The following is a 12054-nucleotide window of genomic DNA, read 5'->3' as shown; positions in this document are numbered from 1 at the left end:
CAAAGATAATACATCAATTTTAACGAAACAAATAAATTTAAGGAAACAAGGTGTCTTTTTACATACATTAACAAATAGAACTTGTTTATGGTTTTGAAGCGCTATTTTAATGGTTATGAAATTCCATTAGCACACTGTCAGCTTTCGAAGACTATTTTTTCGTTCCGGGTGTTGAGGTTGCCGAACCTATTTCACCTTATTATATAAGTAGGTTTTATCCCAAATCGGTCGTCTAAATATTTTTTAGCTCTCACGCAAGGTTTCCACAAAATCATTTAGGACACCATTGGGAAACGCTAATGATTTGCTCACTTCCATACAACATCGAAAATTCCTAATGACCGATTTGGACTAAATTGTATTTTTCTGATGTCTGATTGGAGGTAAATCATAAAAAACGGGAAGAAAAGCGTATAAACTTTTCTTCCCATTTTCTTTATTGTTTTTTACAAAGAACAGGATTCTCGTTGAGAAATCCCATGTTCTTTATGGTATTCGTGTTATTTTGCCGGAGTCATTACGACCTCAGATTGGTTTCCGGTAGCCAGCAAGTCTTTCAGGAATGCAGCGATCTTCTCTGTGGTAAGAGATTGAACGGCTGTCTTATAACCTGTTTGCAAGTCAATCCCTGTCCATACGTATTCACCAATGACGTTGAGCCAGTGCCCATTGCTCTTGGCATCGATGTCAGCCTGCTTGAGCATGAAGTCCTTCACCTTCTGCAGTTTGTCGGCATCCACTTTTACGGAGTTCTCCTGAATACCTTCGTTGAGGAGTTTCACAGCAAGATCTGCCTTGTTCGGATCCATCGGACAGTAAGCCTGAATGAGTGCCATGGCCTTATCGCCGCGACGAGTTACGCCGCCACTTGCGCCTACAGAATAGGCTGCCCCCTCATCCTCACGGATGTTTTTCAAGTAAACCATGGAAAGAACCTGCGCGGCAGCATCCACAATCACGTTGTTTTCCACATTGTAAGGCATGGGTTGATGCCACAGTTCGAAAGCGATTGCCTTTGGTACTTCAGATTTGCGGGTGAACTTGTTGGTGTTTTTACCATCTGCAAAGCTGGGCACATCAGTCCAATTCTCAGCCTTTCCCTTTGGCAGACAGCCGATGTATTTCATGATTAGCGGACGAAGTGTTGCTTCATCGAAATTCCCCACGAAAGTATAGACAAATTGTCCCGGATTGGCGAAACGCTCTTTCCAGATTTGCAGGATACGGTCGTAGTTCACACCTTTTAGTGTCTTCACCGACAAGGGTGCGTAACGAGGATTATGTCCATAGATGGTCAGGGTGAGCGAGTCGGAGAATACGCTTTCCGGAGAAAGATCTTTGTTCTTCAGAGCCTGCTCATACTGAGTCATCATGGCATTGTAAGACTCTTGGTCTTTGGCAACATTAGTAAAGTTGAGGTAAACCAATTGCAGCATGGTTTCAATATCCTTTGGTACGGCGTGACCGCTGACCGTCTGATAATAAGAACCGAGGCTGAGCTGTGCACTTACCTGCTTTCCATAGAGTGCTTTCTCCAATTCCTGATTAGAGAAGTTGCCCAATCCGCTACTTGCAATTACCGAGTTGAAGAGTTGCAAGTTGTCATAATCGGCTTTCCCATAAGAACCGGATCCGCCTTTGGCAGCAGCCTCAAAGCGAATTTCGTTCTCCTTGTAATCGGTCTTTTTCAAGATGACGCGCGCACCGTTGCTCAAGGTAAGTTCTTTGTAACCAAGTGCCTTGTTCTCCGTTTCTTTAACAATCTTTCCTGCCTTTGGAAGTTTCTTTTCGTCCACGAGTGGCTCGTTCTTTGTATTGTCAACGTAAGCCTCTATCTTTTCTCCGCGCACGGCTTTAATGGTCTGTGCCATTTTGTCCTCGGTAGGATAAACCTTGCCCTCTTTCTCCTGTGCGTAGATGTAAGCCACGAAGTTACTGTCTGTGTTTGTGATCAATTCCTTGACGTATTCGTTTACAACTTGCACATTGAGCGCCGGAATTTCGATGAGTTGTTTCATGATTTGATATTCATCTTCCTTGCTTGGGATTGGCTCATTCTCAAGGAAGTGGTCGCGAAGCTCATCACCATATTGATTATTCTTAATCTTGTTTCGGTTCTGATATTGCGACTCCAACTGTGACAGATACTCTGCCTTCATGCGGTCGAACTCGCCCGGAGCAAAGCCATATTGGCGTACGCGTTGTGCCTCGCGATAGAGTGCCGCGAGAGTTTCCAAATCCTTTCCTTCCTTTGCGGTGGCTCCGAGTTGGAATGCGTCCTTGGTGCTGGACAGGATGTAATTGGCATCATAGCTGTATGCACCGAGAAATGGGCAGTCGGGCTTTTTCGACATTTCGCTCAAACGCTGGTTGAGCATCATGGAAATCATTTCCTTCAGATAGCTGTCCACATAGTATGCCTGACTGTTCTTCATCTCTTTCGGGAATACATCGTGTTTCATGGCAATGCCAACAGTCGAGCGTTGCATTTCCTTGTCTTTGTCGAACACGTAGATGGGTTGTGCGTTATCGGGCACTTCCACCTTTTCCACTTGTGGTGCGTTATCGGGAACGGTTACATTTGCCCAAAGCTTTTTGATGACAGCTTCCGTGTGATCGACATCTACGTCGCCCACAACGATGATGCACTGATTGTCCGGACGATACCATTTGTGATAATAGTCGCGCAAAGCCTGATACTTGAAGTTGTCCACTACGCTCATCAATCCGATGGGAAGACGCTTTCCATATTTGGCATTGGGATAGAGTTTCGGGAGGCTGCGTTCATAGATGCGCATGATCGGACTTTGTCCCATTTGCCACTCCTGATGAATCACGCCACGCTCCTTGTCAATCTCCTTGTCGGCGAGTGTCAGTCCGTTCGACCAGTCCTTCATGATGAGCAGACAAGAGTCGAGTGCGCTCTGACGCTGTGTGGGAACGTTACAAACGCGGTAAACGGTTTCTTCAATTGAAGTATATGCATTCAGATCGCTACCGAATTCAACACCAAGCGAACGAGTAAATTCCAATAGCGCGGAGTCGGGGAAATTCTCCGAACCGTTAAACGCCATGTGTTCAAGGAAGTGAGCCAAACCGCGCTGGTTTTCTTCTTCCTGAATGGAACCTACTCGCTGTGCGATGTAGAAGTTTGCCACTTTCTCCGGCCACTTATTCTGCAGAATGTAATAAGTCAGCCCGTTACTTAGTTTACCTTGCCTTACGTTTTTGTTCACAGGAATGGTTCCCATCATTTGGGCGGAAGCCATACCGGTAACAAAAAGAAAAGCAACTAAAAGCAAATGTTTAAGTTTCATTTTCTTACAGGTTAAAAAATATAATGTTTACTCATTTGGGACAAAGGTACATAATTTCCTCAAAGTTATTTACTTTTTTATGAAGTTTTTTCTATCTTTTATACGATTATCATGCTTTTTTCATAATCCCTTTCTAAAAGAATCCACAGGAATGATGAAACTTATAGTAGTTTATCATGGAACATGATGTTTCTGGGGTGATGCTCCAAGATTTCTTGTCGTAAAGCTGATGTGTCAATGTGTGTATAGATTTCGGTCGTTCCGATGCTTTCGTGTCCGAGCATCGCTTGTATGGCGCGTAGGTTGGCACCCCCCTCAAGCAAGGCGGTGGCAAAGGAGTGTCGAAGCGTATGGGGCGAGATGGTCTTGGCAATGCCTGCGTCTTTTGCATATTGCTTTATCATGATGAGTATCATTGTGCGAGTGAGGTGCGCACCACGCCGATTGAGAAACACGTAGTCTTCTTCTCCGGGCTTTATCTTCATTGCATCCCTATCCACAAACCATTTCTCGAGTTCTTCCAATGCTCGTTCCGATATTGGGACAAGGCGTTCTTTGGCACCTTTCCCCAATACGCGGATAAACTTTTCTTCCTTATATAAATTGGAGAGCCGCAGGTGGGTCAGCTCTGAGACACGTAAACCACACGAGAAAAGCACTTCGATGATGGCTTTATTGCGCTGCCCTTCCCATTTTTCCAAGTCGATGGCAGCTTCCAGCTTATCGACTTCCGCCGTTGAGAGTACCTCCGGAAGATGCCGTGATTGTTTTGGGGAGTCAAGTAGTTCTGTTGGATCGTTCTCAATATATCCGTCAAGCACGAGATAACGATAGAACCGGCGCACCCCGCAGAGGATTCTCGCCAACGACCTTGAGCCGATGCCGAGTTCCCAGACGGCTCCTGCAAAGAGTTCGATGTCTTCCAAACGAGCTTCCAACGGGCTGATGCCTTCTCCATTCAAATAATCGAGAAGTTTATCCACGTCGTGCAGATAGGCATCCTGCGTGTTTTCGGAATAGCCTCGTTCCAACTTCAAATAGCGTTGGAACTTGCGTCGAAGATATGAAGATGAATTTTTGTCGGTTTCCATTTTATGTTGTATTTTTGCAAAGTTAAGAAAAAACAATGTAATGATGAAGCTAATTATTATTAATGGTCCTAATCTTAACCTCTTGGGCACACGCGAACCGAAGATTTACGGCAAGGAAACGATGGAGGACTGCCTGATGAGGCTGCGCCGGAAATACCTCGACACGGAACTTGATTACTTCCAAAGCAACATCGAGGGCGAACTCATCGATAAGTTGCAGCAGGTGGGTTTCTCGTTCGATGGTATCATTCTCAATGCCGGCGCATACACCCATACAAGCATTGCTCTGCATGATTGCATTCGTGCCATCACCACTCCCGTGGTGGAGGTGCACATTAGCAACGTGAACGACAGGGAAGACTATCGTCGCCGCTCCATGATTGCGCCTGCCTGCGCCGGAACGATACAGGGTTTTGGCATAGACAGCTATCGTTTGGCGTTGGAGGCTCTTTTGGAATTGCGCAAGGCGGAAGACGAAAAATAATCCGGACGGTGTGAAGTCATGAATATCGAGTTAGAAAATTACATCCATTCGCACATCGATTCCGAAGGTGATTATCTCTATCGACTTTATCGTGCCACCAATCTTCATACCATTCATGGCAGGATGATTAGCGGCCACACACAAGGCAGGTTGCTGAAAATGTTCGTTGAGATGGCACAACCCAAGAATGTGTTGGAAGTGGGTACGTTCAGTGGTTACTCCGCGCTTTGCATGGCCGAGGGATTGGGAGAGGACGGAAAGCTATATACCTTCGAAATCAACGATGAAATGGAGGATTTTACGCGTCCGTGGATTGAGGGTTCGGCAGTTGCCGACAAGATAGACTTCCGCATAGGCGATGCAAATATTGAGGCTCCGAAACTCGGTATCGTGTTCGATATGGCTTTCCTCGATGGCGATAAGCGAACCTATGTGGAGACCTATGAAACGGTGCTTTCCATTCTGCGTCCCGGAGGGTTTATCCTTGCCGACAACACGCTGTGGGATGGACACATTGTCGATTCCGCCTACGACCGCGACCACCAAACAAGAGGAATCCGAAAATTCAACGATTTCATCGCCAACGATGACCGGGTGGAGAAAGTTATCCTGCCCATTCGCGACGGTTTGACCATCATTCGTAAAAAATAAGTTTTCGTATCTCGCAAAGAATATCTATCTTTGCAACTGTAACAGCGTTCCCGAAAAGAAAATCACGCTTAGCAAAGCCATCTTCAGGAAACCCATAAAGAAAATAAATATCATGCAGGAAACAAGACAAAACCGTATAGCACGATTGCTACAAAAAGAACTGGCAAGCATTTTTCAAAGTCAGACGCGCGATATGCACGGAGTATTGGTGAGCGTAACGCGCGCGAAAGTAAGTCCCGACCTCAGTGTCTGCACTGCCTATCTGAGTATTTTTCCATCGGAGCGCGCAGAAGAACTGCTAAAAAACATCAATGCCAACGAGAAAACCATTCGGTATGACCTTGGGCAACGCGTGCGCAACCAACTGCGTATCATCCCGGAACTTCGTTTCTTCATTGATGACTCCTTGGATTACATCGAGCGAATTGATGAGCTTCTGAAGAAATAAACCCGACGGAACGACAGGCTAAAATCTGCATTTCAATGAATTTTCCTTTTTACATTGCTCGGCGTTATCTGTTCTCCAAGAAGAGTACGCACGCCATTAACGTCATCAGCTTGATATCGGTCATTGGCGTGGCAGTGGCAACAACCGCCCTCGTGGTGGTGATGAGTGGATTCAATGGGTTCTCCGACCTCGTGGCTTCGTTTTTTACCAATTTCGATCCACAACTGAAGGTGGAAGCCGCGAAAGGGAAAACCATTCCTGCCGATGACCCCACACTTGCCAAAATCAAGGCATTGCCAAGTGTCAAGGTGGCTACGGAATGTATAACGGAACAAGCCCTTGCTGCCTATCACGGCAAACAAACAACCGTGATGGTGAAAGGAGTGGAAGATAACTTCGATTCGCTCACACACATCAGCGATATCCTCGTTGGCGATGGCGATTTTCGTCTTCACGTTGCCAACTTGGAATATGGAATCATTGGAATCGGTGTGGCAGAGACGCTCAACACAACGGTGGCTTGGGACGACTATTTGCATATCTACGCGCCGCAGCGAAAGGGACAATACGATATGGCAAATCCGGTCAATGCCTTTGTTACCGACTCAATTTTGTCGCCGGGAGTCGTGTTTCAAGTGAAACAAAACAAATATGACCGAAATTACATCATAACTTCCATTGACTTCGCTCGCCGCCTATTTGGCAGACAGGGAGAAATCACCTCTTTGGAACTGAGAATGGGAGCCGGGGTTGATATTGACGCGACGAAAAAGAAGATAGAGCAACTGGCAGGCGACAAGTTCGTGGTGAAAGATCGCTACGAACAACAAGCTGACACGTTCAACATCATGCGCATAGAGAAACTGTTTGCTTACATCTTCCTCTCTTTTATATTAATGGTGGCTTGCTTCAATATCATCGGGTCGCTCTCAATGTTGATGATAGACAAGAAACAAGACATTCAGACCTTGCGCAATTTAGGTGCGACCGACAAACAAATCAATCGTGTTTTTCTTTTTGAGGGAAGAATGATATCCGTGGCAGGTGCGGTCATCGGCATCGGCATCGGGCTCTTCCTTTGCTGGTTGCAACAAACTTATGGCATCGTACATTTGGGCAGTCAGGCAGGTAACTTCGTGGTGAGTGCCTATCCCATCAGTGTTCATCCTTGGGACATCGTGGCAATTTTCTTCACCGTGATTGTCGTCGGGTGGCTCGCTGTCTGGTATCCGGTAAGGTATATGAGCAGAAAGCTTACGAAATGACCGGTCGCTCCTTCGCTACTTCCAAATGGACAAAAGAAACACCATGTGGCGAAAAAACACGAAATATTTTTACAAGTACAGGTAAAATCCATGTTTTCGCAACTCGTTAATTTTCAGCAAAATACAATTTAGCTTTCAAAAGCTTAGCTTTTGGCGTGCAAAAGCTAAGCTTTTACCATGCAATACCTCATCTTTTGCAATGCAATCGTTGAGCTTTTGCGATTGAATGGAGATTTTTCTTTACAACAATTCCCATAACTCCTTCTCTTTTCGGAAAGCGTAGATACGATAAAAGCAGGTGGAATATATTACGAAAAATTCGTAATAACGTGATAAATAATAGGAAAACGTGTAGAATTAACATATTTTAATTTGTAAAATTTGCAACCTCTACGAACTTTTCGTAGATTTGCCGAAAATCAATAAATGATTATTGAAAATGGAAGAATTGACAAAACAAGAAGAAGAAGTGATGTTGCACGTTTGGAAGTTCAAGAGCTGCACCATTAAACAGGTGCGGGAAGTAATGCCGGAGCCCAAACCGCCTTACACCACCTTGGCTTCTGTCATCAACAAACTGAAGCGCAAACAATTCCTCTCGGCGAAACAGGAAGGCATTACGTATGTTTACGCCCCGAAAGTAAAAAAGAGCGAATACAAGAAGGCGTATATGTCGAAATTTGTTGACGATTATTTCAAAAACTCTTTCCGAGAAATGGTGTCTTTTTTCGCAAAGGAACAAAAAATCAGTCCGAAGGAATTAAAAGACATAATTAAGGAGATAGAAAAAGGAAAAAAATAAATATTAATAAAAAATGACAGCCGTATGATTTATCTTGTAAAAATCAACATCGCCATCATCGTCCTCTTCGGCTTCTACAAGCTGATTTTCTCGAACGATACGTTCTTTGCTTGGAGACGGGCAACACTGTTTGGCATCTATCTGACGGCAATACTGATACCGGGACTGGACTTCTCCCATTGGGTAAGTTCCAATACCGACATGACTTTCATGGCAGACGCCTATGCCGAAAATGTTTTGCCGGAGGTTTCTGTTTCCCCGAGAGCTTCCGACGGATGGAACGTTCTCACTTGGCTCGCGTGGACATACGGCGCAGTTGTGGCATTGCTCATGCTTAGGTTTGTTCGTCAGTTGCTATCCATTGCCAAACTGAAGAAAGATTGTGCAACATTCGAGCTGAACGGCATTCGCATTCACAAACTGACCAAAGATGAAGGACCTTTCTCGTTTTTCAATTTGATATTCGTAAATCCGGAAAAACACAAACCGAATGAACTCGAAGAGATACTCATGCACGAACAAACACACTGCCGGCAATGGCACTCCGCAGACATTCTCTTCACCGAACTTTTTGCCATCGCCTTTTGGATTAACCCATTCGCATGGCTGCTCAAACGCGAGGTGCGAATCAACCTTGAGTTTATCGCCGACAATCGAACACTGGCAACAGGCTTCGACAGTAAGCAATACCAGTATCACTTGCTCGGCCTCACATACAAAAAGAACGTAGCTACAATTTCAAATAACTTTAATGTTTCACCTCTTAAAAAGCGTATAAAAATGATGAACAAAAAAAGAACAAAGGGAATCGGGAAAGCGCGATATGCACTTTTCGTTCCATTGATAGCAGCTCTCTTGCTTGTCAGCAACATCGAGACTGTGGCAAGAGAAATGACGAGAACAGTAAATAACATTCCGGAACTTTCCGATTTAACACAAAAAGTGTCCAACGTATTCAAAAAGGTTCAAACGGAAATAAACACCACAAACGCCACGAAGACTGTGGCACCCCTGCCAACCGATAACACAACGGAAGCAATGAAAAAAGCTGATGAAGAGGCTCCCGGAAAGCCGAAAAAGGCGTTTTACTGTCCAGAAGTGATGCCCACGTTCCCTGGGAATATCAACGTATGGATTATGAAGAACATGACATATCCTGAACAAGCTGTCAAGCAAAAACAACAGGGACGCGTTATCGTGAAATTCATCGTTAGCGAAACAGGAGAAATCAACAACCCTGAGATAATACGTGGGGTATCTCCCTTGCTCGATGCAGAGGCCTTGCGTGTGGTAAAAGCCATGCCTAAATGGAACCCGGGCAAACAAAACGGGAAGGCTGTCAGGACATATTACGCTGTGCCCATAACGTTTAGGCTGGAGGGTGGCGAGCAGGCAAAAGAGAACACTGCCATGCCGGCAAAGAAAAATATTCTTTACGTCATTGATGGGAAAGAATATGCTCCCGGAGAATACGACATCAACAAACTTGATCCGAATCAAATCGAGAGCGTGACCGTGCTGAAAGGACAACAAGCTGTGGACAAGTATGGTGATCGTGCCAAGGATGGGGCACTTGTCTTGCAACTAAAGAAATAAATCCTCTCATGGTGGGCAGTATCAAGACCAACATTATGAAAGGTGCTTGATACTGCTTCTTGGTTTTTCATATTTCAAAGCATCTCAGAATGAACATCAAGACGCTTCGTGAGTCATAAATTGTTTAATCGCTTTGGAACCAGTGCAAACATTGGTTTGTGGTTAGGATAAAACATAAAACACTGGCATTAGACAAAGAAGCACAGCGAGTTGTTGTCTCTATGCCTAAATGGATTTGTCGCAATTAAAAGCAATTGACACAGCTCTTGCTACAAGTGGACGGTCCAACTATTCAGATATTACGTATGAAAAAGTTATCACTCATCCTTTTAATAAGCATGGCAATGAATGTCTATGCTCAAAACCGGCAGCAGCTTGTAGCGCTCGGCGACAGTTGTATGCGTGAATACGACTTCTTTCACGCCATCCAACACTATCAGCAGGCACAGCAAATACGGACAGAGAACAAAGTCAGGCTGAAGCTGGCCGAATGCTTCTATCAGCGAAACGATTATCATGGATGCTCCGATGTGCTGGACAAGGTGCCGTCAGACAGCCTTAACCACAATGCCCTCCGGCAACTCTATTATTCCAATAGTGCGATGAAGAACACGTCGGAACAACTTTATTGGGGCACGTATATCAAAATAAGGTATCCGATGGACAGCAAGATTATCGCCGACGTCATGGGACTTCTCGTCAGCGACAGTTACGACAAGCCTGAGGTAGCCGTTAGTTACGGGCAAGATTACTGTCTGATAGATTCCACTAACATAGAGGTGAACCGCGCTTTGGGCGAAGCCTACTTCCTGAACAAGGACTATGAGAGATGTGTTGCCACCTACCGAAGGCTCTTTGCTGAGAAAGACACCACCTATAACTCACTTTATTATATGGGAGGAGCATTCGAATACTTGAATCAGCTCGACTCTGCGGCCTTCTATTTCACACGAGCCGTGGAGCGGGCGCCCAAGATGGCGGTGGGAAACTATAGGTTGGGAGTGGTCGAGAACCAACTGGGGCATTACGAGAATGCGCTGAAATATCTTCACAACGCAGCCACGCTCTACGAACCCAGCAAGTTCATCATGTTTATCATCTATAAAAACATGGGCGACGCTAAGTTCAATCTGAAAGATATCAAAGGCGCCGACTTGTATTGGGGGTACGCTCTGGCCTACAGAGACGACCCGGAGCTTGCCAAAAGACGGCAAGCACTGAAATAAAGGCAACGTATCGATAACAAAACATCAAGTGCGCCATCATGCAGAAGCCTCATCTGGGAGAACGGAGAATGGCAAAACAGACAAAAAATCATCTCAACCTGTTGCGGCATTCCTCCAGTATCGTCAGCAAATCATCCATCTTTGTGGCGCGCAGCATGGAGATTCTTGTCTGTTTGAAGTCGGGAATCCCCTTGAAAATGGGCGATGCAGCGAGATGCCTACGGGTGTGTAGGATGCCACGGTACTCGTCAATGCGCTCGACATTGATACGGAGCATCTCTTCAAGCACGTCGATTTTGTCATCAACCGACAACGAATTGCCTTGCGATGGCTGGCTGAAAATCCACGGACAGCCAAAGGTTGCCCTTCCAATCATCACCGCATCCACGCCATAGCGGTCGAAACGCTCGCTGGCCTCTTCCCTGCTCGCAACATCGCCATTGCCAATGATTGGGATATGTATGCGAGGATTTTGCTTAACGGCACCTATCAGCGTCCAGTCGGCTTCCCCTGTGTACATCTGCGCCCGCGTCCGGCCATGGATTGTCAGGGCCTTTATGCCGCAGTCTTGCAGCTGTTCCGCCAATTCGATGATGATGAGATTGTTGGCATCCCAGCCTAAGCGGGTCTTTACGGTAACCGGTGTTTTCACAGCCTTAACGACCTCTCGCGTTATCTCAAGCAACAGGGGAATGTTCCTCAGCATTCCCGATCCGGCTCCTTTGTTCGCGACTTTCTTCACTGGGCAACCGAAATTTATATCTATCACGTCGGGGTGCACTTGCTCAACAATCTTGGCAGCTTCGACCATCGATTCCACGTCTTTCCCATATATCTGTATGCCGACAGGGCGCTCTTCGTCGTCAATCACAATCTTGTTCAATGTTGATTTGATGCTGCGAATAACGGCGTCAGCCGACACGAATTCCGTATAGACCATTGCCGCGCCAAACCGTTTGCACATCTTGCGGAATCCGATATCCGTCACATCTTCCATCGGAGCAAGGAATAACGGCCGTTCTCCCAAATCTATTGTTCCTATTTTCATGACTGCAAAGGTATGTACTTTTTCCCGGATAACAACATGGAAGACAGCTCTTGTCTGAAAAATATTTTTGAGTGGCAACTTTGTTCTCCATCTCCTCCAAACAGTTCTCCACGAGACTCCCCATTA

At 45.6% G+C, this 12054-nt stretch carries 10 protein-coding genes; 7 read left to right on the top strand and 3 right to left on the bottom strand.

Annotated features, from left to right (window positions below):
* Positions 1 to 500: 500 nt before the first annotated feature.
* Positions 501 to 3317, bottom strand: coding sequence for a M16 family metallopeptidase (locus ETF27_RS10850; protein ID WP_130830242.1), 2817 nt, complete (start codon positions 3315 to 3317; stop codon positions 501 to 503).
* Between the two features lie 161 nt (positions 3318 to 3478).
* A complete protein-coding gene (gene xerA, locus ETF27_RS10845; protein ID WP_147785825.1) occupies positions 3479 to 4408 on the bottom strand; it encodes a site-specific tyrosine recombinase/integron integrase in 930 nt (309 codons plus the stop codon).
* A 43-nt stretch (positions 4409 to 4451) separates the two neighbouring features.
* Between xerA and aroQ the strand changes: the two genes are divergently transcribed.
* From aroQ to ETF27_RS10810, 7 genes are all read left to right on the top strand, one after another.
* Positions 4452 to 4892, top strand: coding sequence for a type II 3-dehydroquinate dehydratase (aroQ, locus tag ETF27_RS10840; protein WP_147785826.1), 441 nt, complete (start codon positions 4452 to 4454; stop codon positions 4890 to 4892).
* An 18-nt stretch (positions 4893 to 4910) separates the two neighbouring features.
* Complete coding sequence (locus ETF27_RS10835) at positions 4911 to 5543, top strand: O-methyltransferase (protein ID WP_147785824.1); 633 nt, start codon at positions 4911 to 4913, stop codon at positions 5541 to 5543.
* A 112-nt stretch (positions 5544 to 5655) separates the two neighbouring features.
* Complete coding sequence (gene rbfA, locus ETF27_RS10830; RefSeq protein ID WP_130830245.1) at positions 5656 to 5991, top strand: 30S ribosome-binding factor RbfA; 336 nt, start codon at positions 5656 to 5658, stop codon at positions 5989 to 5991.
* A 35-nt stretch (positions 5992 to 6026) separates the two neighbouring features.
* Positions 6027 to 7256: an FtsX-like permease family protein gene (locus ETF27_RS10825; RefSeq protein ID WP_130830246.1), complete on the top strand. Its 1230-nt coding sequence runs from the start codon at positions 6027 to 6029 to the stop codon at positions 7254 to 7256.
* A 439-nt stretch (positions 7257 to 7695) separates the two neighbouring features.
* On the top strand, positions 7696 to 8058 hold the full coding sequence (locus ETF27_RS10820; RefSeq protein ID WP_147785823.1) for a BlaI/MecI/CopY family transcriptional regulator: 363 nt from the start codon (positions 7696 to 7698) through the stop codon (positions 8056 to 8058).
* A gap of 24 nt (positions 8059 to 8082) precedes the next feature.
* Positions 8083 to 9654, top strand: coding sequence for a M56 family metallopeptidase (locus tag ETF27_RS10815; RefSeq protein WP_147785822.1), 1572 nt, complete (start codon positions 8083 to 8085; stop codon positions 9652 to 9654).
* Positions 9655 to 9959: 305 nt separating this feature from the next.
* Positions 9960 to 10880: a tetratricopeptide repeat protein gene (locus ETF27_RS10810; protein ID WP_028901590.1), complete on the top strand. Its 921-nt coding sequence runs from the start codon at positions 9960 to 9962 to the stop codon at positions 10878 to 10880.
* Between the two features lie 88 nt (positions 10881 to 10968).
* Here the strand turns inward: ETF27_RS10810 and dusB are convergent, their stop codons facing one another.
* Positions 10969 to 11928 carry a tRNA dihydrouridine synthase DusB gene (dusB, locus tag ETF27_RS10805; protein WP_147785821.1) on the bottom strand — a complete coding sequence of 320 codons (960 nt, stop codon included), beginning with the start codon at positions 11926 to 11928 and terminating at the stop codon, positions 10969 to 10971.
* Positions 11929 to 12054 lie beyond the last annotated feature (126 nt).

Origin of the sequence: Prevotella brunnea, from assembly GCF_008016795.1 — a bacterium.
Classification (GTDB): Bacteria; Bacteroidota; Bacteroidia; order Bacteroidales; family Bacteroidaceae; genus Prevotella; species Prevotella brunnea.
The sequence above is the reverse complement of the archived record's forward strand: the minus strand, read 5'-3'. Positions and strand labels throughout refer to the sequence as shown.

Bases quoted from the DNA above. Each gene is read 5' to 3' on its own strand.
- ETF27_RS10850 (WP_130830242.1), bottom strand. From the start codon at position 3,317: ATGAAACTTAAACATTTGCTTTTAGTTGCTTTTCTTTTTGTTACCGGT.
- xerA (WP_147785825.1), bottom strand. From the start codon at position 4,408: ATGGAAACCGACAAAAATTCATCTTCATATCTTCGACGCAAGTTCCAA.
- aroQ (WP_147785826.1), top strand. From the start codon at position 4,452: ATGAAGCTAATTATTATTAATGGTCCTAATCTTAACCTCTTGGGCACA.
- ETF27_RS10835 (WP_147785824.1), top strand. From the start codon at position 4,911: ATGAATATCGAGTTAGAAAATTACATCCATTCGCACATCGATTCCGAA.
- rbfA (WP_130830245.1), top strand. From the start codon at position 5,656: ATGCAGGAAACAAGACAAAACCGTATAGCACGATTGCTACAAAAAGAA.
- ETF27_RS10825 (WP_130830246.1), top strand. From the start codon at position 6,027: ATGAATTTTCCTTTTTACATTGCTCGGCGTTATCTGTTCTCCAAGAAG.
- ETF27_RS10820 (WP_147785823.1), top strand. From the start codon at position 7,696: ATGGAAGAATTGACAAAACAAGAAGAAGAAGTGATGTTGCACGTTTGG.
- ETF27_RS10815 (WP_147785822.1), top strand. From the start codon at position 8,083: ATGATTTATCTTGTAAAAATCAACATCGCCATCATCGTCCTCTTCGGC.
- ETF27_RS10810 (WP_028901590.1), top strand. From the start codon at position 9,960: ATGAAAAAGTTATCACTCATCCTTTTAATAAGCATGGCAATGAATGTC.
- dusB (WP_147785821.1), bottom strand. From the start codon at position 11,928: ATGAAAATAGGAACAATAGATTTGGGAGAACGGCCGTTATTCCTTGCT.